This window comes from Pseudomonas oryzagri (assembly GCF_020831405.1).
In the GTDB taxonomy this organism is placed as follows: Bacteria; Pseudomonadota; Gammaproteobacteria; order Pseudomonadales; family Pseudomonadaceae; genus Geopseudomonas; species Geopseudomonas oryzagri.
The window spans coordinates 34,930-56,522 of record NZ_JAJHPU010000016.1 but is presented as its reverse complement, the minus strand read 5'-3'; the positions used below and the strand labels follow the sequence as shown (position 1 = coordinate 56,522).

Genomic DNA, 21,593 nt, shown 5'->3' with positions numbered 1-21,593 from the left:
TCTCGGGATCAGGTCAGGACGGTGAGGAAGCGCTCGTTGAGCTCGCGGTCGTGGTAGAAGATCGCCTTGCCCAGCTGGTCGGCGGTCCAGGTCACCGGCGGGTGGTCCGGGTAGTGGTAGTCGCCGCCGCAGAACACCTCGTTGCGGTTGCCGGACGGGTCGAAGAAGTAGATGGTCTTGCCGTGGGTCAGGCCGTGGCGGGTCGGGCCGATGTCGATCGAGGTGTTGGTCATGCTGATCAGGTCGGCGGCGCGCAGCACGTCGTCCCAGGTCTCGAGGAAGAACGAGGCGTGGTGCAGCTTGCCCTGCTCCGGATGCAGGATGAACGCCACGTCGTGGGCCTTCATGCCGACGCTGAGGAACTGGGCGACGCGCTTGCCCTCGGGGTCGATCACCTGCTCGGCCAGGTCGAAGCCGAGCACCTCGGTGAACAGGCGCAGGGTCTCGTCGAGGTGGCCGCCGTAGAGCAGGGCGTGGTCGAAGCGGGTCGCCTTCATGCCCTTGAGGCCGCGCGGCCAGGCTTCCGGGTTGATCTCGGACAGGCCCCACTTGCCGGTCTGCTCCTTGTCGGCGAACAGTTCGAAGCGGTGGCCGGTCGGCGCGCTGAAGCGGATACGGCGGCCGCAGCCCTTTAGCTCGCCGGCCGGAATGCTCTCCACCAGGCAGCCGAAGGCCACCAGGTCCTCGGTCAGGCGGCCGAGGGTGGCGTCGTCGAGCACCTTGAAGGCCATGAAGTCCATGCCGGCCTCGTCGGCCTCGCGCAGTACCACGGAGAACTTGTCGACCTCGGTCCAGCCCTTGAGGTACACGCGGCCCTTGTCGTCGCGGTCGACCTCGATCAGGCCGAGCAGCTCGACGTAGTGCTCCAGGGCCTGGGCCATGTCCAGCACGCGCAGCTGGATGTGCCCGGGGCGCATCACTCCTTTCTTCATCTCGACACCTCTTGTCTTTGTTGTCGGGTCAAACGGGTTTGGATCCGCGCACGGATCCGCGGGCCATGACGCCGCTCAGCGCGGCACGCGCTGCGAACGGGAGGGAAGGGGCAGGACGGCGCCCGGCACAGCGGCGGCGGGCGGGGAGGGATGACGCGCGGGGCGCGGCAGAATGGCGATGGGCATGGCGAGCGTACCGTCGTTGTTATTGTCTGCGGCTGGCCCGGGCAGTGCGGTCGTGACAGCAGCGACCGGCATTGCCTGGTGGCAGTGCTTCAGCAACGGCTGTGCCAAAGCCCCCATGGCGATCCGGCCTTTATTGCAAGCTACTGATTTACAAGGATTTTTGTGAGGATGATGGGTGACGCCGGCGCTGCCTGGGCGCCACTGCCGGCGCGGACGAGCGCTGACCGGCGGGCGATTTTCACCATATGATCAAGCCCAGCGGCGGGCCCGGCGCCCGGAGTGCGCCGCAGAGCCCTGGCGGGTGCCGGCGGGCAATTGAGCAAATGCTCAAGTGGCGAATTTTTTGATCATTTGGTTGAATTTTTCCTGGCCAGCGGCTTCCATGCAGGCATGAGCGCCGCGCCGGCGCCCATAACAACAACAGCGAATCCCCACGATGGCCATCACCTACAAGCCCCAGCTGCGCTACCCCGACCTGCAGGACCTGAGCAATCAGATCCGCTTCGTCAGCCAGGAGGGCAAGATCTGGCTCGGCGAACAGCGCATGCTGCTGATGCCGCTGTCGGCACTGGCCAACTTCCGCCGCGAAATGATCGACCTGCTCGGCATCGAGCGCGCCAAGGGCTTCTTCCTGCGCCTGGGCTACCAGTCCGGCCTCAAGGACGCCGAGATGGCGCGCAAGCTGCGCCCGGAGGCCAGCGAACTGGACATCTTCCTCGCCGGGCCGCAGCTCCACATGCTCAAGGGCATGCTGCGCTCGCGGCCGATCGAGGTCGACATCGACATCGAGAAGGGGCGCTTCTACGCCGAGATCGAGTGGCAGGACTCCTTCGAGGTGGAGATCTGCCAGACCGAACTGGGCCTGATCGACCAGCCGGCCTGCTGGACCCTGCTCGGCTACGCCTGCAGCTACACCTCGGCGTTCATGGGCAAGGAAATCATCTTCCGCGAGGTGAGCTGCCGCGGTTGCGGCGACGAGCGCTGCCGGGTGATCGGCAAGCCCGCCGAGGAGTGGGACGACGTCGCCGAGTTCAAGGCCTACTTCAAGAACGACCCGGTGATCGAGGAACTCTACGAGCTGCAATCGCAGGTCGCCACCCTGCGCAGCCGCCTGCACACCCAGGACGGCCAGTACTACGGCATCGGTCAGTCGCCGGCCTACCAGCGCATCTGCCAGACCATCGACAAGGCGGCGGGCGGCAAGGTCTCGGTGCTGCTGCAAGGCGAGACCGGAGTGGGCAAGGAAGTGATCGCGCGCAGCGTGCACCTGCGCAGCGCGCGCGCCGAGCAGCCGTTCGTGGCGGTCAACTGCGCGGCCATCCCCCCCGACCTGATCGAGGCCGAGCTGTTCGGTGTCGACAAGGGCGCCTACACCGGTGCCCAGCAGTCGCGCGCCGGGCGCTTCGAGCGCGCCCACGGCGGCACCATCTTCCTCGACGAGGTGGTCGAGCTGTCGCCGCGCGCCCAGGCCACCCTGCTGCGCGTGCTGCAGGAGGGTGAGCTGGAGCGGGTCGGCGGCGACCGCACGCGCAAGATCGACGTGCGGGTGATCGCCGCGACCAACGAGGACCTCGCCCAGGCGGTACAGGCCGGGCGCTTCCGCGCCGACCTGTTCTACCGCCTCAACGTGTTCACCGTGCAGATCCCGCCGCTGCGCGCGCGCCGCGAGGATATCCCGTTGCTCGCCGAGCATTTCCTCAAGAAGTTCCACGCCCAGTACGGCAAGAAGACGCTCGGCCTCTCCGACCGCGCCCTGGAGGCCTGCCAGCACTACGCCTGGCCGGGCAACATCCGCGAGCTGGAAAACGTCATCGAACGCGGGGTGATCCTCACCGAGAGCAACGAGAGCGTCAGCGTCGAGGCGCTGTTCCCCGGTCTGCCGCTGGAGGGCGAGGACAACGGCGAGCGGCTGTCCAGCGCCGGCGCGCTGGTGCACGGCACACCCGCCCCGGCGCAGCACTGGCTGGAGCAGATCCTCGCCACGGGGATCAGTCTGGATGAGGTGGAAGCCGACCTGATGCGCGAGGCCATGCGCCGCAGCAAGGACAACGTATCGCGCGCCGCACGCCTGCTCGGCCTGAGCCGTCCGGCGCTGGCCTACCGGTTGAAGAAGCTCGACGGCTGACACCCGATTGTTCCACGTGGAACGTGCCGAGGCGCGCCAGCAAAACCGTGGATGCGCCCATACGACAGTGGCGCGACTGCCCGGCTGGCCGAAGCCAGCCGGCAGGCCGCGCCACTCTCTCAACGACCTGAGTCCGGGACGTGCACCGTCTACAGCCGCGCCAGGACCTCTTCCGCCGGCACGTAGGGCAGCTGGTGCGCCGCCGCCACGCCGGTGTTGGTGATCACTCCGGCCGCCACGTTGAGGCCGTGGCGCAAGTGCACGTCTTCCTCCAGCGCGCGGCGGATGCCCTTCTCCGCGAGGGCGACCACGAAGGGCAAGGTGGCGTTGTTCAGCGCCAGGGTCGAGGTGCGCGCCACGCCGCCGGGCATGTTGGCCACGCAGTAGTGCACCACCTCGTCGACCACGTAGGTCGGGTGGGTGTGGGTGGTCGGCCGCGAGGTCTCGGCGCAGCCGCCCTGGTCGATGGCGACGTCGACCAGCACCGCACCGGCCTTCATCTGCCGCACCATGGCCGCGGTGACCAGCCGGGGCGCGGTGGCGCCCGGGATCAGCACGCTGCCGATCACCAGATCCGCCGCCAGTACCTGCTCGCGCACCGCGGCGCCGGTGGAGTACAGCGTGGTGATACGATTGCCATACTGCGCGTCCAGACGGCGCAGGGTATCCATGTTCTTGTCGAGGATGGTGACGTCGGCGCCCAGGCCGATGGCCATCATCGCCGCCTGGCTGCCGACCACACCGCCACCGAGGATCACCACCTTGCCCGGCGCCACCCCCGGCACCCCGCCGAGCAGCACGCCGCGCCCGCCATGCGCCTTCTCCAGGCAGCTGGCGCCGACCTGGATGGACATGCGCCCGGCCACCTCGGACATCGGCGCCAGCAGCGGCAGACGGCCCTGGGCATCGGTGACCGTTTCGTAGGCGATGCAGGTGGCGCCGCTGGCCAGCAGCTCGTCGGTCTGCAATCGGTCCGGCGCCAGGTGCAGGTAGGTGAACAGGGTGTGCTGCGTTCCCAAGCGGGCGCGCTCGGAGGCCAGCGGCTCCTTGACCTTGACGATCAGCTCGGCCTCGGCGAACACCTTGGGCGCGTCGAGGGCGATGTGCGCACCGGCCTTCATGTAGTCGGCGTCGCTGAAACCGATGGCCGTGCCGGCCTGGCTCTCCACCCACAGCTCGTGGCCGAGCGCGTGCAGTTCGGCCACCGACTGCGGCGTCAGGCCGACGCGGCACTCGTGATTCTTGATTTCCTTGGGCACCCCGATACGCATGGCAGTCGTCCCCTGCTGCTGTCGTTTCATGAGACTAGCACGGCGCCAGCATCCGGCTGCCGGCGCCGCCACCGGAGCGTTCGTCGCCCTTCGCGGGCGGAATTTTGACGGGCGGGGCCAACCTGCGGCCTAATGCGCCTCCCTCACTCGCACCGCCCCGTATCGAACGTCATGTCCCAGTCATCGTCCGCCGACTTCCAGCGCCCGAGCACCCTGCACCTGCCGCAGGGGGACTGGGCGACCGTGCTGGACTGCCTGTGCGCGCGCTTTCCGGCCATCGATCGCGCCACCTGGCGCTCGCGCATGCAGCGCGGCAAGGTGCTGGATGGTGCGGGCCGCCCACTGGACGAGACGCACCCGTATCGCGAAGGCCTGCGCGTGCACTACTTCCGCGAGGTGGCGCAGGAGACGCCGATTCCGGTCACCGAGCAGATCCTCCACCTCGACGAGCACCTGCTGGTGGTCGACAAGCCGCACTTCCTGCCGGTGATTCCCTCGGGCGGCTACGTCGAGGAAACCCTGCTGGCGCGCCTCACCCGGCGCCTCGGCAATCCGCAACTGGTGCCGCTGCACCGCATCGACCGCCATACCGCCGGACTGGTGCTGTTCTCCACCAATCCGGACAGCCGCGATCGCTATCACGCGCTGTTCCGCGAACGGCGCATCGACAAGTGCTACGAGGCGATCGCCCCGGCGCTGCCGCACCTCGACTTTCCCTACCGACACCACAGCCGCCTGGTGCGCGGCGAGCCGTTCTTCCGCATGCAGGAGGCACCCGGCGCGCCGAACAGCGAGACGCTGCTCGCCGTGCGCGAGCGCCGCGGCAAGCTGTGGCGCTACGCGCTCCACCCGGTGACCGGCCGCCAGCATCAGTTGCGCGTGCACCTGGCCGCGCTCGGCGCGCCGATCTGCAACGACCCCTTCTATCCGGTAGTGCAGCCGGCCGATGCCGCCGACGACCATGACCGGCCCCTCAAGCTGCTGGCCCAGACCCTGCAGTTCGACGACCCGCTGAGCGGCGCGCCGCGCGCCTTCGCCAGCCGCCTGCGGCTGGACTGGTAGCGCGCGCCGGGCGGAGTAAGATCGCTTTCCCGCCCCACCGGCCTGACCGGAGCCGCCCATGCCCGCCAACCTCTTCCAACCCCTGCCGGACGCCCGCGCCGGCGAGTGCTTCGACGACTTGCTGCGCCGTCCCGGCTGCCGCGTCGAGCGCATCGTCTCCCATGGCCAGGCCAGCCCGCCGGGATTCTGGTACGACCAGGCTTGGGACGAATGGGTGCTGCTGCTGGCCGGCAGCGCTGTACTGCGCCTGGCTTCCCAGGCCGAGGCGATTGCCCTGGTGCCCGGCGACCACCTGCTGATCCCGGCCGGCGAGCGCCACCGCGTCGAGGCGACCGCGGTGGACATGCCGACCGTGTGGCTGGCGGTGCATTGCGGCGAGGCGGACGACGGTCGTCCAAGCCCGCCGACCAGCGGTTAATATGCGGGCTTTCCGTCTACAGGAGTTGCCCATGACGCTTTGCCAGCCCGGCATCCTCGCCAATCCCGTTCCGCCGCACGCCCGCCACCTGTTCTTCGCCCTGGACAATCCCGCCGACCTGCCGCAGGCGCTGGCCAGACTGGTCGAGCGGGTCGATGGCGAAACCATGGTCGTCGGCCTCGGCGCATCGCTGCTGCACGCCCTCGGCCAGCCGCTCGCCGGCCTGCGCGCCTTCCCGGCGCTGAGCGGCGCCGGCGTTGACGTCCCGTCCACCCAGCACGCGCTGTGGTGCTGGCTGCGTGGCGAAGATCGCGGCGAGCTGCTGCTGCGCGGCCGCGAACTGGCCGTCGCCCTGGCTCCGGCGCTGCGTCTGGAGCAGACGACCGACACCTTCCGCTACCGCGAGGGCCGCGACCTGACCGGCTACGAGGACGGCACCGAGAACCCCGTGGATGAGGAGGCCGTGGCGGCTGCCATCGTCGCCGCCAATGGCGAGGGCATGGATGGCGGCAGCTTCGCCGCCGTGCAGCACTGGGTGCACGATCTCGATCATTTCGCCGCCTTGCCGCCCGGCGAGCAGGACGACATCGTCGGCCGGCGCAAGAGCGACAACGCGGAGCTGGAGGACGCCCCCGCGTCCGCCCACGTCAAGCGCACCGCCCAGGAGAGCTTCGAACCCGAGGCCTTCGTGCTGCGCCGCTCGATGCCGTTCAGCGACGGCGCGCAGGCCGGCCTGCTGTTCCTCGCCTTCGGCCACAGCTTGGACGCCTACGAGGTGCAGATGCGGCGCATGGCCGGCCTCGACGACGGCATCGTCGACGCGCTGTTCCGCTTCAGTCGGCCAACCAGCGGCGGCTACTACTGGTGCCCGCCGCTGCAGAGCGGCCGCCTCGACCTGCGCGCCGTGCTGCGCTGAGGGATGATGCAGGGCTGTGGACAAGTGCCGCCGCGTCCGCCAGCCCGCGCTCGGAAATCTATCCACAGCATAAAAAAAGCCCCGGTCGAAGCCGGGGCTTTTTTCTTGCCGAAGGCGCCTCGAGGTTATCCACAAGGCGTCCCTTCGGGCGGCGGCATTTACTTGCTGCCGATCGCCGCGCCAGCCGCGCCGCCGAGACCGGCACCGATCGCCGAGCCGGTGCTGCCGCCCAAGGTATTGCCGAGCAGCGAGCCGCCGGCGGCACCGAGGCCACCGCCCACCGCCGCCTTGGTCTTGCTGCCGCTCTTGGCGGTAGCCGCGCCGCCCACCGCGCCACCGACACCGGCGCCGACCGCCGCCCCGGTTTTGCCACCGAGCGATTGACCGAGCACGCTGCCCAGCGCACCGCCGACGCCGCCGCCGAGGGCCGCCTGGGTAGTACCGCCGGCCATGGCGCCCTGGGCGAACAGCAGGCTGAGAGTCAAAACGGAGAGTGCTTTGCGCATGGGATGAACCTCGAAGAAGAACGAATGTGTATTGTCGCAGGCTAGCCGGTTGGACAAATGTTAAGAACGCCCGGTTCCGGCAATCCGGCGAATTATTCCCTGCCGGACGGTAGCTTCCATCCATCGTGCGCGGTGGCCGGCGCAGCTATGACGACGGCAAATCCCCCTGGCGCGGCCTGGAGCCTGACCGGCCGCCAGCCATCCACTCCTCCAGTCGCTCAAAAAAAACCAAGCCCCGGCGGACCGGAATCCGTCGGGGCCTGGCCTTTTCAATACCTGTGGATAAGCAGCTTATCCACAGCGGATCACACGTCCAGGTTCGACACCGCCAGGGCGTTGCTTTCGATGAACTCGCGGCGCGGTTCCACGGAATCGCCCATCAGGGTGTTGAAGATCTGGTCGGCGGCGATGGCGTCCTCGATGGTCACCTTGAGCATGCGGCGCACCGCCGGGTCCATGGTGGTTTCCCACAGCTGCTCGGGGTTCATCTCGCCGAGGCCCTTGTAGCGCTGGATGCTGTGGCGCTTGGTGCTCTCGGTCATCAGCCAGTCGAGGGCTTCCTTGAACGAGGCGACCGGCTTCTTGCGCTCGCCGCGCTGAACAAAGGCGCCTTCCTCGAGCAGACTGTTGAGCTGCGCGCCGAGGTCGGTGACGGTGCGGTAGTCGTTGCTGGCGAAGAAGTCGCGGTTGAAGGTGACGTAGCTGGACAGGCCATGGGCGATGGTCTGCACCTCCGGCAGCCACAGGTGGCGCTCGCGATCCTCGCGCAGGCTGACCTGGTGGACCTGCCCGGACTTTTCCACCGCCTTGAGGCGCTCGCCGAGGGCGGCGACCCAGTCCTGCATGGCAGCTTGGTCGGCCAGCTGGTCGAGTTCGACGCGCGGCAGATAGACGAAGTGCTCGGTGATTTCCTGCGGGTACAGGCGCGACAGGCGGGCGAGGGTCTTCATCACCGTGCGGTAGTCGCTCACCAGCTTCTCCAGCGCAAGGCCGGCGAGGCCGGGGGCGCCTTCGTTGACGTGCAGGCTGGCGTCCTCGAGGGCCGACTGGGTCATGTATTCCTCCATGGCCTCGTCGTCCTTGATGTACTGCTCCTGCTTGCCCTTCTTGACCTTGTACAGCGGCGGCTGGGCGATGTAGATGTAGCCGCGCTCGACCAGCTCGGGCATCTGGCGGAAGAAGAAGGTCAACAGCAGCGTGCGGATGTGCGAACCGTCAACGTCGGCATCGGTCATGATGATGATGTTGTGGTAGCGCAGCTTGTCGATGTTGTACTCCTCGCGGCCGATCCCGCAGCCCAGCGCGGTGATCAGGGTGCCGACCTCCTGGGAGGAGAGCATCTTGTCGAAGCGCGCCTTCTCGACGTTGAGGATCTTGCCCTTGAGCGGCAGGATCGCCTGGGTGCGGCGGTTGCGGCCCTGCTTGGCCGAGCCGCCGGCGGAGTCACCCTCGACGATGTACAGTTCGGACAGCGCCGGGTCCTTCTCCTGGCAGTCGGCCAGCTTGCCGGGCAGACCGGCGATGTCCAGTGCGCCCTTGCGGCGGGTCATCTCGCGGGCCTTGCGCGCCGCCTCGCGGGCGCGCGCGGCGTCGAGCATCTTGCCGACCACCGCCTTGGCCTCGTTGGGGTTCTCCAGCAGGTAGTCGCCGAAGTACTTGCCCATCTCCTGCTCGACCGCGGTCTTCACCTCGCTGGAGACGAGCTTGTCCTTGGTCTGCGAGCTGAACTTGGGATCGGGCACCTTGACCGAGATGATCGCGGTGAGGCCCTCGCGGGCGTCGTCGCCGGTGGTGGCGACCTTGAACTTCTTGGCCAGGCCCTCGGCCTCGATGTAGTTGTTCAGGTAGCGGGTGAGGGCGGAGCGGAAACCGGCCAGGTGGGTGCCGCCGTCACGCTGCGGGATGTTGTTGGTGAAGCAGAGGATGTTCTCGTTGAAGCTGTCGTTCCACTGCAGGGCCACCTCGACGCCGACGCCGTCCTCCTCGCGCTGCACGTTGAAGTGGAACACCTGGTTGACCGCGGTCTTGTGGGTGTTGAGGTACTCGACGAAGGCCTTGAGGCCGCCCTCGTACTTGAACAGCTCTTCCTTGCCGGTGCGCTCGTCCTTGAGGACGATGCCCACCCCGGAATTGAGGAACGACAGCTCGCGCAGACGCTTGGCGAGGATGTCCCAGCTGAAGTGGATGTTGTGGAAGGTCTCGGCCGACGGCTTGAAGTGGATCTGCGTGCCGGTGCCCTCGGTGTCGCCGACCGCGGCCAGCGGCGCCTGCGGCACGCCGTGCACGTAGGTCTGCTCCCACACCTTGCCGCTGCGGCGGATGGTCAGCACCAGCTCCTTGGACAGCGCGTTGACCACCGAGACACCGACGCCGTGCAGGCCGCCGGAGACCTTGTAGCTGTTGTCGTCGAACTTACCGCCGGCGTGCAGCACGGTCATGATGACCTCGGCGGCGGAGACGCCTTCTTCCTTGTGGATATCCACCGGAATGCCGCGGCCGTTATCGCGTACGGTGATCGATTCGTCGGTGTGGATGGTGATGCTGATGTCCGAGCAATGGCCGGCCAGCGCCTCGTCGATGGAGTTGTCCACAACCTCGAAGACCATGTGGTGCAGACCGGTGCCATCGTCGGTGTCGCCGATGTACATGCCGGGGCGCTTGCGTACGGCATCCAGACCTTTCAGCACCTTGATGCTGGAGGAGTCGTACGTGTTGTTCTCGCTCATGCCTTCACTCCCGAGGATTCAATACGGCCATGCTCCACCTGGAACATGGCGACCGGCGTATCCGGGCGCCAGCCGTCTTTGAGGGTTTCGCCGTCGACGCCGGTGATGAATACCTGGCAGTCGAGGTCTTCCAGCAAGCGGCACAGCGCGTGACGATGCTGTTCGTCGAGTTCCGAGGGCAGGTCGTCCACCAGGTAGACGCACTGCCCGTGTTTGGCCTGGTTGACCAGGTGGCCCTGGGCGATGCGCAGGGCGCAGACCACCAGCTTCTGCTGGCCGCGCGAGAGGATGTCGGCGGCGTTGTGACTGCCGATGCGCAGGCGCAGGTCGGCGCGCTGCGGTCCGGCCTGGGTGTGGCCGAGCTGCTGGTCGCGCGCCAGGCTCCCCGCCAGCACCTCGGCGAGGCTGCGTTCGCGGTCCCAGCCGCGGTAGTAGCTGAGGGTCAGTTCCGGCAGTTCGACCAGCTGCGCGAGGGTGCGTTCGAACACCGGCTTGAGCGCCTGGATGTAGGCGCGGCGGTATTCGTCGATGGCCTCGCTGGCGAGGCTCAACTCGCGGTCCCAGGCCGCCTGCGCAGCAGCGTCGATTCTACCATGGCGCAGCCAGGAGTTCCGCTGCCGCAGGGCGCCCTGCAGGCGCTGCCAGGCACCGAGAAAGCGCGGCTCGACGTGGAACACGCCCCAGTCGAGGAACTGCCGGCGAATCTTCGGGCTGCCCTCGAGCAGGCGGAAGCTGTCCGGATTGATCAGTTGCAGTGGCAGCAGGCCGGCGAGCTGCGCGGCGCTGCGCGCGTTTTGCCCGTCGATGCGGATCTGGCAATCACCGTTGCGCTCGCGGGCGATGCCCAGGCTGGTCAGGCGGCCGTCGGCCAGGCGTACCTGACCGAACACCAGGGCGCGCTCCTGGTCGTGCTGGATCACCGGAGTCAGCCGCGAACTGCGGAACGAGCGGGCCAGGCCGAGCAGGTGGATGGCCTCCAGCACGCTGGTCTTGCCGCTGCCGTTGGCGCCGTACAGCAGGTTGATGCGCGGCGAGGGCGAGAGTTCCAGCGGCTGCAGGTTGCGCACCGCACTGACGGTCAGTCGAACCAGGGACATGACGGGCGGGCGCTGTGGAAAAGGGCTGCGGGGAACTTGCGCACAATGTTATCCACAGCTTGGCGGGCGTGTAGCACGCGAAATCCGCGGCAGGGCAGATCCTGTGAACGCTTAATCGACATCTTATCCACAGGATCCGCCCAGGTGGGTCACAGGCGCATCGGCATCACGACATAGGCCGAATCGTCGTTGCCGGCCTCCTGCAGCAGGGCGCTGCTGTTGGCGTCGGCCAGGGTGATGCGCACCTGGTCGGCGGTCATCACGCCGAGCACGTCGAGCAGGTAGCTGACGTTGAAGCCGACTTCCAGGGCGTCGCCGAAGTAGTCGACCTGTACTTCCTCCTCGGCCTCCTCCTGTTCGGGGTTGTTGGCCTGGATCTTCAAGAGCCCGCTGGCCAGCTGCAGGCGGATGCCGCGGTACTTCTCGTTGGAGAGGATCGCGGTTCGGCTGAACGCCTCGCGCAGCGCCTGGCGATCGCCGACCACCAGCTTGTCGCCGTTGCGCGGCAGCACGCGCTGGTAGTCGGGGAACTTGCCGTCGACCAGTTTGGAGGTGAAGGTGAAATCACCGGTGGTGGCGCGGATGTGATGCTGGCCGAGCACGATGCTGACCGGTTCGTCCGGCTCGGTGAGCAGGCGCGCCAGTTCGAGGATGCCCTTGCGCGGCACGATGACCTGGTGCTTGTCCGGCGCCTCGAGACCGGCGTCCAGCGCGCACAGCGCCAGGCGGTGGCCGTCGGTGGCCACCGCGCTGAGGCGGCCGGCGTTGACCTCCAGCAGCATGCCGTTGAGGTAATAGCGCACGTCCTGCTGGGCCATGGCGAAGCTGGTGCGCTCGATCAGCCGACGCAGCTTGCTCTGCGCCACGGCGAAGGTCAGCGAGCCCTGGCTTTCCTCCACCGACGGGAAGTCGTTGGCCGGCAGGGTGGACAGGCTGAAGCGGCTGCGTCCGGCCTTGATCAGCAGTTTCTGCTCGTCGACGCGAATGTCGATCAGTGCGTCGGACGGCAGGCTCTTGCAGATGTCCATCAGCTTGCGCGCCGGCACGGTGATCTCGCCGGCCTCGGCCGGCTCTTCGAGGGCGACGCGGCCGACCAGCTCGACCTCGAGGTCGGTGCCGGTCAGCGACAGCTGCTGGCCCTGGACCACCAGCAGCACGTTGGACAGCACCGGCAGGGTCTGCCGGCGTTCGACGACCCCGGCGACCAGTTGCAGCGGCTTGAGCAGGGCTTCGCGTTGAATGGTGAAATGCATCTTGAATCCTTGGCCTCTGGAGGCGCCCCCGTCAGGTGGTCAGGGTGCGCAGCAGGTTCTTGTAATCTTCGCGAATATCGGCGTCTTCCTCGCGAAGCTCGGCGATCTTGCGGCAGGCGTGCAGCACGGTGGTGTGGTCGCGGCCACCGAAGGCGTCGCCGATTTCCGGCAGGCTGTGGTTGGTCAGCTCCTTGGACAGGGCCATGGCCACCTGGCGCGGGCGCGCCACCGAGCGCGAGCGGCGCTTGGACAGCAGGTCGGCGATCTTGATCTTGTAGTACTCGGCCACGGTGCGCTGGATGTTGTCGACGCTGACCAGCTTGTCCTGCAGGGCGAGCAGGTCCTTCAGCGACTCGCGCACCAGCTCGATGCTGATGTCGCTGCCGGTGAAGTGGGCATGGGCGATCACCCTTTTGAGCGAGCCTTCCAGTTCGCGCACGTTGGAACGGATGCGCTGGGCGATGAAGAAGGCGGCGTCGTGGGGCAGCTCGACCCGCGCCTGTTCGGCCTTCTTCATCAGGATCGCCACCCGGGTCTCCAGCTCCGGCGGCTCGACCGCCACGGTCAGGCCCCAACCGAAGCGCGACTTCAGGCGTTCCTCCAGGCCCTCGATCTCCTTCGGATAGCGGTCACTGGTGAGGATCACCTGCTGGCCGCCCTCGAGCAGGGCGTTGAAGGTGTGGAAGAACTCCTCCTGGGAGCGCTCCTTGCGGGCGAAGAACTGGATGTCGTCGATCAGTAGGGCGTCCACCGAGCGGTAGAAGCGCTTGAAGTCGTTGATCGCGTTGAGCTGCAGCGCCTTGACCATGTCGGCGACGAAGCGCTCGGAATGCAGGTAGACCACCTTGGCATTCGGATTCTTCTTCAACAGATGGTTGCCCACCGCGTGCATCAGGTGGGTCTTGCCCAGGCCCACGCCGCCATACAGGAACAGCGGGTTGTAACCGTGCTTGGGATTGTCGGCCACCTGCCAGGCGGCGGCCCGCGCCAGCTGGTTGGACTTGCCCTCGACGAAGTTCTCGAAGGTGAAGTTGCGGTTCAGGTAGCTGGTGTGCTTGAGGCCGCCCTCGACCTGCACCCTGCGCTCGGGGCGCGGCAGCTCGGCGGCCACCTCGATTTCGATGGCCGGCTCGCGGTCCAGCAGAGCCGGCTCGCTGGGCGCGGCGGGCGCCTCAATCGGCGGCGCAGCGGCGGCGACCGGCGCCGGAGCAGGCGCGGGGCGCGGCGGGGTGGGGCGCTTGCTGCCGATCAGCAGCGACAGCGCCGGCACCTGGCCGTCGCTGCGTTCGTTCATCAGTTCCATCAGACGACTGATGTACTTCTCGTTGACCCAGTCGAGCACGAAGCGATTGGGCGCGTACACGCGCAGCTCGTCGCCGTGCGTTTCGACCTGCAGCGGACGGATCCAGGTGTTGAATTGCTGGGAAGGCAGCTCGTCGCGCAGGACTTCCACGCACTGCTGCCACAGTTCCACGGACACTCGGTTTCCCTCGCTTGGAAAGGTGCCTCGAAGGGCGAGGCAAAGGGCACATTGTAGCGATGCGGCCCCGAGTTATCCACATGCTGGCGCGAGACGTGGCTGCAGGGCGGCGGACAGATTGTCCATCAGGCCGCCGGGCGATGTGGATAACCGCATCGCAAACCCCATCGCAGCCCTCGGGAAAAGTCGGTTGACAAGTCGCCTGTGGATAATCACCGATTTCATCCCCAGTTTTCCCCAAGTCGCCGCACATCCGGCGCACCTCTTCTCGACAAGCTTGTCATTTCGTCCAACCCTTGTGGATAAAGGCCTTGGCCTAGTTATCCACACCGTGTCGGGTGCCTAAACATCATTACCAGAACGATCTTTTAAAACATTTCTCCTTTTTGTCTTGATTGTGGACAGTGCACAACCTGGCTAACCGCGTTGCCCGAGGTAGAAGAAGGGGAGGTGAAGAAGGACAGCCCTGAGGACGTTCCTCAGGCAAGGGTGTAGAGAGATATCCGCGACAGGCGCGGCTCGACGCCCTGTGGATGACCGTCAACGAAGGCTGGTTGGAAATTGACCTGTGCCCAGGCTTTCACTAGAATCGCCGGTCTCTTTAACTGGGGCCCCCTCGCGGAGCTCTGCGATTACTAGGTAACTGACCCATGAAACGTACTTTTCAGCCCAGCAATCTGAAGCGCGTCCGCAACCACGGTTTCCGCGCTCGTATGGCCACCAAGAACGGTCGTGCTGTCCTGTCGCGTCGTCGCGCCAAGGGCCGCAAGCGTCTGACCACCGTTTGATTGCCCGGAACGGGTGGTGAGTCGGAGTTTCGGCCGGGACAAGCGACTGCTGACGTCCCGCCAGTTCTCGGCAGTCTTCGACTCCCCCTCCGGTAAGGCTCCCGGCAGGAGCGTTCTGCTGCTGGCCCGTGACAACGGGCTCGATCATCCACGGCTCGGCCTGGTGATCGGCAAGAAGAGCGCCAAGCTTGCCGTCGAGCGCAATCGACTCAAGCGCATCATCCGCGATTCCTTCCGCCTGCATCAGGAGATGCTCGCCGGGCTGGACATCGTGGTGGTGGCGCGCAAAGGTCTCGGCGATCCGGACAACCCCGAGCTGCACCAGCAGTTCGCCAAGCTCTGGAAGCGCCTGGCCCGCCAGCGGCCCAGTCCGCAGGCGCGTCCCGAACAACCGCTGTCCGACGGATCCCATGCGTAAACTGGCCCTCGCCCTGATCCAGTTCTATCGCTACGCCATCAGTCCCCTGATGGCCAGTCGCTGCCGCTTCTATCCCAGTTGTTCCTGCTACGCTCACGAAGCCATCAGTACGCATGGCCTCGCCCGCGGTGGTTGGCTGACCCTGCGTCGGCTGTCCCGCTGCCACCCCTGGCATGCCGGTGGTTACGATCCGGTGCCCCAGTTCCGCACGTCCCGACCCTCCTCGATGGCCGAATAAAACCATGGACATTCAACGCTCGATACTGATCGTCGCTCTGGCAATCGTGTCTTACATCATGGTCCTCAAGTGGAACGAGGACTACGGCCAGCCGCAGCTGCCGCCGCAAGCCGTGGCCGACAGCGCCACACCGGCGCTGCCGAACGACAATGTGCCGACCCAAGGCAGCCAGGCCGACGTGCCGCCGGCCGGCGAGCAGCCCGGCACTCCGGTGGTCGCCGCGGCGACGAGCAAGCAGCTGATCCAGGTGCAGACCGACGTGCTCAAGCTGGCCATCGACCCGCAGGGCGGCGACGTGGCACAGCTGGCTCTGCCGAAATACCCGCGCAGCCTGCAGAACCGCGAGGTGCCGTTCGCCCTGTTCGACAACGGCGTCGAGCGTACCTACGTGGCGCAGAGCGGCCTGACCGGCGCCAACGGTCCGGACGCCCGTGCCAGCGGCCGCCCGCTGTACACCAGCGAGAAGAGCGTGTACCAGATGGCCGACGGCCAGGACGAGCTGGTGGTCGAGCTGAAGTTCAGCGAGGCCGGGGTCAACTACGTCAAGCGCTTCAGCTTCAAGCGCGGCGAGTACGACTTCACCGTCAGCCACCGCATCGACAACCAGAGCGGTGCGCCGTGGAGCGGCAACCTGTTCGCCCAGCTCAAGCGCGATGCCAGCAAGGACCCGTCGCAGACTAGCGCCACCGGCATGGCCACCTACCTGGGCGCCGCGCTGTGGACCAAGGACGAGCCGTACAAGAAGGTCGCCATGAAGGACATGGACGACAAGAACCTGCGCGAAACCGTGCAGGGTGGCTGGATCGCCTGGCTGCAGCACTACTTCGTCACCGCCTGGGTGCCGAACAAGGACGACGCCAACCTGGTCACCACCCGCAAGGACAGCCAGGGCAACTACATCATCGGCTTCACCGGTCCGGCGCTCAACGTGCCGGCCGGCGCCAGCGCCGAGACCAGCGCCACCCTGTACGCCGGTCCGAAATCCCAAGGCATCCTCAAGGAGCTGTCGCCGGGTCTGGAGCTGACCGTCGACTACGGCTTCCTGTGGTTCATCGCCCAGCCGATCTTCTGGCTGCTGCAACTTATCCACAGCCTGCTCGGCAACTGGGGCTGGTCGATCATCGCCCTGACTGTGGTGATCAAGCTGGCGTTCTTCCCGCTGTCGGCGGCCAGCTACCGGTCGATGGCGCGCATGCGCGCCGTGGCACCCAAGCTGCAGGCGCTCAAGGAACAGTTCGGCGAAGACCGCCAGAAGATGTCCCAGGCGATGATGGAGCTGTACAAGAAGGAGAAGATCAATCCGCTGGGCGGCTGCCTGCCGATCCTCGTGCAGATGCCGGTGTTCCTCGCCCTCTACTGGGTGCTGCTGGAAAGCGTGGAAATGCGCCAGGCGCCGTGGCTGGGCTGGATCGTCGACCTGTCGATCAAGGATCCGTACTTCATCCTGCCGATCATCATGGGCGCCAGCATGTTCTTCCAGCAGACCCTCAATCCGACCCCGCCGGATCCCATGCAGGCCCGCGTGATGAAGCTGATGCCGATCATCTTCACCGTGTTCTTCCTGTGGTTCCCGGCCGGTCTGGTGCTGTACTGGGTGGTCAACAACGTCCTGTCCATCGCCCAGCAGTGGTACATTACCCGGCAGATCGAAGGGGCCGCCAAGGCCTGACGCCGCGGCACCGCTCGACGATCCCGACGCAGACGCCCCCTCGTGGGGCGTCTTGCTTTTTCGCCATCCGGAGGCCGCCATGCAACCCGTCCGTGACACCATCGCCGCCGTCGCCACCGCCCAGGGCAGGGGTGGGGTGGGCATCGTCCGCGTCTCCGGGCCGCGCGCGCGGCCGATCGCCATCAGCTTGAGCGGTCGCGAACCCGAGCCGCGGCATGCCTACTACTGCGAGTTCTTCGCCGACGACGGCGAGGTGATCGACCAGGGCCTGCTGCTGTTCTTCCGCGGTCCGAACTCGTTCACCGGCGAGGATGTCCTCGAGTTGCAGGGCCACGGTGGCCCGGTGGTGCTCGACATGCTGCTGCGCCGCTGCCTGGAACTGGGCGCGCGTCTCGCCCGCCCCGGCGAGTTCAGCGAGCGCGCCTTCCTCAACGACAAGCTCGACCTGGCCCAGGCCGAGGCGATCGCCGATCTGATCGAGGCGAGCAGCGAACAGGCGGCGCGCAACGCGGTGCGCTCGCTGCAGGGCGAGTTCTCGCGCAAGGTCCAGCGCCTGGCCGACAAGCTGATCGAGCTGCGCATGTACGTCGAGGCGGCCATCGACTTTCCCGAGGAGGAGATCGATTTTCTCGCCGACGGCCACGTGCTCGGCCAGCTCGACGGCGTGCGCGGCGAACTGCTGGCGGTGCAGCGCGAGGCCGGGCAGGGCGCCCTGCTGCGCGATGGCATGAGCGTGGTGATCGCCGGCCGCCCCAACGCCGGCAAGTCCAGCCTGCTCAACGCCCTGGCCGGCCGCGAGGCAGCGATCGTCACCGACATCGCCGGCACCACCCGCGACGTGCTGCGCGAGCATATCCACATCGACGGCATGCCGCTGCACGTGGTCGACACCGCCGGCCTGCGCGATACCGAGGATCAGGTGGAGCGGATCGGCGTCGAGCGCGCCCTGAAGGCGATCGGCGAGGCCGACCGCGTGCTGCTGGTGGTCGACGCCAGCGCGCCGGAGGCCGCCGATCCGTTCGCCCTATGGCCGGAATTCCTCGACCAGCGTCCGGATCCGGCACGGGTCACCCTGATCCGCAACAAGGTCGACCTGTCCGGCGAGGCGGTGGGCCTGGAAAGCTGCGCCGACGGCCACGTGACCCTCAGCCTGTCGGCCCGCAGCGGGGCCGGTCTCGAGCTGCTGCGCGAGCATCTGAAAACCTGCATGGGCTATGAGCAGACCACCGAGAGCAGCTTCAGCGCGCGGCGCCGCCACCTCGACGCACTGCGCCAGGCCGGCGCCTGCCTCGAGCATGGCCGCGCACAGCTGACCGCGCTGGGCGCCGGCGAACTGCTCGCCGAGGACCTGCGCATGGCCCACCAGGCGCTCGGCGAGATCACCGGCGCCTTCACCCCCGACGACCTGCTCGGGCGGATCTTCTCCAGCTTCTGCATCGGCAAGTAGTGCCTCCCGGCCGGTGGCGCCTGCTACCGGTCGTCGCCTTCCCTCGTCCCTCTCTCTGCCGGAAGCGCCTGCGCGCGGCCGCGTCTCCCCCTGCGCGCCAGTTGTCCACACGCTCCTCGGCCGCTTCCTGAGCCCTGTGGAAAAGCGCTCGGCAGCGCTCTCGATAAGCGCGACCGAGGATTGTGGATAACTGCGCCTGTGGATAACCGACTTGTCCACACACAGCCCCAGGCGGGTTTTCCAGAGACCTCAGGAAGGGCTGTGTACAACCTTATTCATAGCATAACTTGTTGATCTGAAAGGGATAGAAGGAACTATCCACAGATTTTGTGCACACCTAAAACAAACACAAGAACAAGCTTTTTAAAAATTCGACCTATTTATTTTCTGTTGTCCGCTGGCGAAGCGCTCCGGGCTGGCTACTTTTTGTTCACCTGACTTCATTCACCCTGGATAAGCCTCTATACTGTGCGGCTCCCTGAATTACCTTCTCGAACAGGCACGAGGTGCGTGGTGGATTTCCCTTCCCGTTTTGATGTGATCGTCATCGGTGGCGGCCATGCCGGTACCGAGGCGGCACTGGCAGCCGCACGCATGGGGGTGAAGACCCTGCTGCTCTCCCACAACGTGGAAACCCTCGGCCACATGAGCTGCAATCCGGCCATCGGCGGCATCGGCAAGAGCCATCTAGTCAAGGAAATCGACGCTCTCGGCGGTGCCATGGCCGAGGCCACCGACGTGGCCGGTATCCAGTTCCGCGTCCTCAACAGCCGCAAGGGACCCGCGGTGCGCGCCACGCGCGCCCAGGCCGACCGCGCGCTGTACAAGGCGGAAATCCGTCGCGTGCTGGAAAACCAGCCCAACCTGTGGATATTCCAGCAGTCCGCCGACGACCTGATCGTCGAGGGCGAGCAGGTGCGCGGCGTGGTCACCCAGATGGGCCTCAAGTTCCACGCCGACAACGTGGTGCTCACCACCGGCACCTTCCTCGGCGGACTTATCCACATCGGTCTGGAGAACTACTCCGGCGGCCGCGCCGGCGATCCGCCCTCGATCGCCCTGGCCCGCCGCCTGCGCGAATTGCCGCTGCGCGTCGGCCGCCTGAAGACCGGCACGCCGCCGCGCATCGACGGCCGCTCCATCGATTTCTCGGTGATGACCGAGCAACCCGGCGACACGCCGATCCCGGTGATGTCCTTCCTCGGCGCGCGCGAACAGCATCCGCAGCAGGTCAGTTGCTGGATCACCCATACCAACGCGCGCACCCACGAGATCATCGCCGGCAACCTCGATCGCTCGCCGATGTACTCGGGAATCATCGAGGGCGTCGGTCCGCGCTATTGCCCGTCGATCGAGGACAAGATCCATCGCTTCGCCGACAAGGACAGCCACCAGGTATTCCTCGAGCCGGAAGGCCTGTCGACCCACGAGATCTACCCCAACGGCATCTCCACCTCGCTGCCGTTCGACGTGCAGCTGGCCATCGTCCGTTCGATCCGCGGCATGGAGAACGCCCACATCGTGCGCCCGGGCTACGCCATCGAGTACGACTACTTCGATCCGCGCGATCTGAAGTACTCGCTGGAGACCAAGGTGATCGGCGGGCTGTTCTTCGCCGGGCAGATCAACGGCACCACCGGCTACGAGGAGGCCGGCGCCCAGGGCCTGCTCGCCGGCGCCAACGCCGCGCTGCGCGCCCGCGGTCGCGAGGCCTGGTGCCCGCGCCGCGACGAGGCGTACCTGGGCGTGCTGGTCGACGACCTGATCACCCTCGGCACCCAGGAGCCGTACCGCATGTTCACGTCGCGTGCCGAGTACCGGCTGATCCTGCGCGAGGACAACGCCGACCTGCGCCTGACCGAGAAGGGCCGCGAGCTGGGTCTGGTCGATGAGCGGCGCTGGGCGGCGTTCTGCGCCAAGCGCGAGGGCATCGAGCGCGAGGAGCAGCGCCTGAAGAGCACCTGGGTACGACCGCACACCGCACAGGGCGAGGCCATCGCCGCGCGCTTCGGCACGCCGCTGGCCCACGAGTACAACCTGCACAACCTGCTGGCGCGGCCGGAGATCGACTACGCGGCGCTCACCGAGATCACCGGCGAGGCTGTGGATAACCCGCAGGTCGCCGAGCAGGTGGAAATTCGCATCAAGTACGCCGGCTACATCGACCGCCAGCAGGAGGAGATCGAGCGCCTGCGCGCGAGCGAGAACACCGTACTGCCGGACGACATCGATTACGCCGCGATCGGCGGCCTGTCCAAGGAAATCCAGGGCAAGCTGTCCACAGCCCGGCCGCAGACCCTCGGCCAGGCCTCGCGCATCCCCGGCGTCACCCCGGCCGCGGTGTCGCTGTTGCTGATTCACCTGAAGAAACGCGGCGCCGGCCGCCAGCTGGAGCAGAACGCCTGATGTCCGCCGTCACCCCGGCCCACGCCGCCGAACTGGCGCGTGGCGCCGCCGAGCTCGGGATCGAGCTCACCGCCCAGCAGCAGGAGCAGCTGCTGGCCTACCTGGCCCTGCTGATCAAGTGGAACCAGGCCTACAATCTCACCGCGGTGCGCAACCCGGACGAGATGGTCTCCCGCCATCTGCTCGACAGCCTGAGCATCGTGCCGTTCGTGGCCGCGGCTGGGGATAACTGGCTGGATGTCGGCAGCGGCGGCGGCATGCCCGGCATTCCGCTGGCCATCCTGTTCCCCGAGCGGCGCTTCACCACCCTGGATTCCAACGGCAAGAAGACCCGCTTCCAGACCCAGGTGAAACTCGAACTCCAGCTGGGCAACCTCGAAGTTGTCCACAGCCGGGTGGAAAACTTCCGTCCGGTCCAACCATTTTCCGGCATCGTGTCGCGGGCGTTCAGTTCGCTGGCCGACTTCGCCACCTGGACCCGCCACCTGGGCGACCAGGGCACGCGCTGGCTGGCCATGAAGGGCCAGTATCCGCACGACGAACTCGTCGCCCTGCCGGCGGATTTTGCCGTCGAAGCCGACCATCTGCTGCAGGTGCCCGGTTGCCAGGGCCAGCGCCATCTGCTGATACTGCGCCGCAGCGCATGAGGGGGAGC

18 protein-coding genes are annotated in these 21,593 nt (G+C 66.9%); 11 read left to right on the top strand and 7 right to left on the bottom strand.

The genetic code is table 11. The features are described from left to right. Nucleotides 1–8 precede the first annotated feature (8 nt). On the bottom strand, nucleotides 9–932 hold the full coding sequence (locus LMJ29_RS05060; protein ID WP_229604429.1) for a catechol 2,3-dioxygenase: 924 nt from the start codon (nucleotides 930–932) through the stop codon (nucleotides 9–11). A gap of 622 nt (nucleotides 933–1,554) precedes the next feature. Between LMJ29_RS05060 and LMJ29_RS05055 the strand changes: the two genes are divergently transcribed. After that, a complete protein-coding gene (locus LMJ29_RS05055) occupies nucleotides 1,555–3,243 on the top strand; it encodes a sigma-54-dependent Fis family transcriptional regulator (protein WP_229604428.1) in 1,689 nt (562 codons plus the stop codon). A 149-nt stretch (nucleotides 3,244–3,392) separates the two neighbouring features. Here LMJ29_RS05055 and ald read toward each other — a convergent pair whose 3' ends face one another. Next, nucleotides 3,393–4,514, bottom strand: coding sequence for an alanine dehydrogenase (ald, locus tag LMJ29_RS05050; RefSeq protein WP_229604427.1), 1,122 nt, complete (start codon nucleotides 4,512–4,514; stop codon nucleotides 3,393–3,395). Between the two features lie 171 nt (nucleotides 4,515–4,685). On the opposite strand from ald, the gene LMJ29_RS05045 reads away from it, so the two are divergent. From LMJ29_RS05045 to LMJ29_RS05035, 3 genes are read left to right on the top strand one after another with little or no spacing between them, the layout of a single operon-like run. After that, entirely contained in the window at nucleotides 4,686–5,576 is an 891-nt protein-coding gene (locus LMJ29_RS05045; RefSeq protein WP_229604426.1) for a pseudouridine synthase, read from the top strand. A 58-nt stretch (nucleotides 5,577–5,634) separates the two neighbouring features. After that, on the top strand, nucleotides 5,635–5,994 hold the full coding sequence (locus LMJ29_RS05040) for a cupin domain-containing protein (protein WP_229604425.1): 360 nt from the start codon (nucleotides 5,635–5,637) through the stop codon (nucleotides 5,992–5,994). A 31-nt stretch (nucleotides 5,995–6,025) separates the two neighbouring features. Further along, a complete protein-coding gene (locus LMJ29_RS05035; RefSeq protein WP_229604424.1) occupies nucleotides 6,026–6,910 on the top strand; it encodes a Dyp-type peroxidase in 885 nt (294 codons plus the stop codon). A gap of 158 nt (nucleotides 6,911–7,068) precedes the next feature. On the opposite strand, the gene LMJ29_RS05030 is transcribed toward LMJ29_RS05035, so the two are convergent. The 5 genes from LMJ29_RS05030 to dnaA all read right to left on the bottom strand — a co-directional run bounded on the left by LMJ29_RS05030 (nucleotide 7,069) and on the right by dnaA (nucleotide 13,972). Next, a complete protein-coding gene (locus tag LMJ29_RS05030; RefSeq protein ID WP_229604423.1) occupies nucleotides 7,069–7,416 on the bottom strand; it encodes a bacteriocin in 348 nt (115 codons plus the stop codon). A gap of 305 nt (nucleotides 7,417–7,721) precedes the next feature. Next, nucleotides 7,722–10,142, bottom strand: coding sequence for a DNA topoisomerase (ATP-hydrolyzing) subunit B (gene gyrB / locus LMJ29_RS05025; RefSeq protein WP_229604422.1), 2,421 nt, complete (start codon nucleotides 10,140–10,142; stop codon nucleotides 7,722–7,724). Then, nucleotides 10,139–11,239 carry a DNA replication/repair protein RecF gene (recF, locus tag LMJ29_RS05020; protein WP_229604421.1) on the bottom strand — a complete coding sequence of 367 codons (1,101 nt, stop codon included), beginning with the start codon at nucleotides 11,237–11,239 and terminating at the stop codon, nucleotides 10,139–10,141. The genes gyrB and recF overlap by 4 nt, the downstream gene beginning before the upstream one ends. A gap of 149 nt (nucleotides 11,240–11,388) precedes the next feature. Next, nucleotides 11,389–12,492 (bottom strand): DNA polymerase III subunit beta, encoded by a 1,104-nt coding sequence (dnaN, locus tag LMJ29_RS05015; protein WP_229604420.1) that lies wholly within the window; start codon nucleotides 12,490–12,492, stop codon nucleotides 11,389–11,391. Between the two features lie 31 nt (nucleotides 12,493–12,523). Beyond that, nucleotides 12,524–13,972: a chromosomal replication initiator protein DnaA gene (dnaA, locus tag LMJ29_RS05010; protein ID WP_229604419.1), complete on the bottom strand. Its 1,449-nt coding sequence runs from the start codon at nucleotides 13,970–13,972 to the stop codon at nucleotides 12,524–12,526. Nucleotides 13,973–14,622: 650 nt separating this feature from the next. Here dnaA and rpmH point away from each other — a divergent pair. The 7 genes from rpmH (at nucleotide 14,623) to rsmG (ending at nucleotide 21,585) form a co-directional block, all read left to right on the top strand. Beyond that, nucleotides 14,623–14,760, top strand: coding sequence for a 50S ribosomal protein L34 (rpmH, locus tag LMJ29_RS05005; RefSeq protein WP_229604418.1), 138 nt, complete (start codon nucleotides 14,623–14,625; stop codon nucleotides 14,758–14,760). A gap of 13 nt (nucleotides 14,761–14,773) precedes the next feature. Then, the gene (gene rnpA / locus LMJ29_RS05000; protein WP_229604417.1) at nucleotides 14,774–15,178 is read left to right on the top strand and encodes a ribonuclease P protein component; all 405 of its coding nucleotides are present in this window, start codon (nucleotides 14,774–14,776) and stop codon (nucleotides 15,176–15,178) included. After that, nucleotides 15,171–15,416 (top strand): membrane protein insertion efficiency factor YidD, encoded by a 246-nt coding sequence (yidD, locus tag LMJ29_RS04995; RefSeq protein ID WP_229604416.1) that lies wholly within the window; start codon nucleotides 15,171–15,173, stop codon nucleotides 15,414–15,416. Before rnpA ends, yidD begins: the two co-directional genes overlap by 8 nt. A gap of 4 nt (nucleotides 15,417–15,420) precedes the next feature. Then, a complete protein-coding gene (gene yidC / locus LMJ29_RS04990) occupies nucleotides 15,421–17,085 on the top strand; it encodes a membrane protein insertase YidC (protein WP_229604415.1) in 1,665 nt (554 codons plus the stop codon). 79 nt (nucleotides 17,086–17,164) lie between these two features. Continuing rightward, entirely contained in the window at nucleotides 17,165–18,532 is a 1,368-nt protein-coding gene (gene mnmE, locus LMJ29_RS04985; protein ID WP_229604414.1) for a tRNA uridine-5-carboxymethylaminomethyl(34) synthesis GTPase MnmE, read from the top strand. 513 nt (nucleotides 18,533–19,045) lie between these two features. Further along, a complete protein-coding gene (mnmG, locus tag LMJ29_RS04980; RefSeq protein WP_229604413.1) occupies nucleotides 19,046–20,938 on the top strand; it encodes a tRNA uridine-5-carboxymethylaminomethyl(34) synthesis enzyme MnmG in 1,893 nt (630 codons plus the stop codon). Continuing rightward, nucleotides 20,938–21,585: a 16S rRNA (guanine(527)-N(7))-methyltransferase RsmG gene (rsmG, locus tag LMJ29_RS04975; RefSeq protein WP_229604412.1), complete on the top strand. Its 648-nt coding sequence runs from the start codon at nucleotides 20,938–20,940 to the stop codon at nucleotides 21,583–21,585. Before mnmG ends, rsmG begins: the two co-directional genes overlap by 1 nt. Nucleotides 21,586–21,593 lie beyond the last annotated feature (8 nt).

Coding starts and splice junctions, on each gene's coding strand:
- LMJ29_RS05060 (WP_229604429.1), bottom strand. CDS start 932: ATGAAGAAAGGAGTGATGCGCCCCGGGCACATCCAGCTGCGCGTGCTG.
- LMJ29_RS05055 (WP_229604428.1), top strand. CDS start 1,555: ATGGCCATCACCTACAAGCCCCAGCTGCGCTACCCCGACCTGCAGGAC.
- ald (WP_229604427.1), bottom strand. CDS start 4,514: ATGCGTATCGGGGTGCCCAAGGAAATCAAGAATCACGAGTGCCGCGTC.
- LMJ29_RS05045 (WP_229604426.1), top strand. CDS start 4,686: ATGTCCCAGTCATCGTCCGCCGACTTCCAGCGCCCGAGCACCCTGCAC.
- LMJ29_RS05040 (WP_229604425.1), top strand. CDS start 5,635: ATGCCCGCCAACCTCTTCCAACCCCTGCCGGACGCCCGCGCCGGCGAG.
- LMJ29_RS05035 (WP_229604424.1), top strand. CDS start 6,026: ATGACGCTTTGCCAGCCCGGCATCCTCGCCAATCCCGTTCCGCCGCAC.
- LMJ29_RS05030 (WP_229604423.1), bottom strand. CDS start 7,416: ATGCGCAAAGCACTCTCCGTTTTGACTCTCAGCCTGCTGTTCGCCCAG.
- gyrB (WP_229604422.1), bottom strand. CDS start 10,142: ATGAGCGAGAACAACACGTACGACTCCTCCAGCATCAAGGTGCTGAAA.
- recF (WP_229604421.1), bottom strand. CDS start 11,239: ATGTCCCTGGTTCGACTGACCGTCAGTGCGGTGCGCAACCTGCAGCCG.
- dnaN (WP_229604420.1), bottom strand. CDS start 12,492: ATGCATTTCACCATTCAACGCGAAGCCCTGCTCAAGCCGCTGCAACTG.
- rpmH (WP_229604418.1), top strand. CDS start 14,623: ATGAAACGTACTTTTCAGCCCAGCAATCTGAAGCGCGTCCGCAACCAC.
- yidD (WP_229604416.1), top strand. CDS start 15,171: ATGCGTAAACTGGCCCTCGCCCTGATCCAGTTCTATCGCTACGCCATC.
- yidC (WP_229604415.1), top strand. CDS start 15,421: ATGGACATTCAACGCTCGATACTGATCGTCGCTCTGGCAATCGTGTCT.
- mnmE (WP_229604414.1), top strand. CDS start 17,165: ATGCAACCCGTCCGTGACACCATCGCCGCCGTCGCCACCGCCCAGGGC.
- rsmG (WP_229604412.1), top strand. CDS start 20,938: ATGTCCGCCGTCACCCCGGCCCACGCCGCCGAACTGGCGCGTGGCGCC.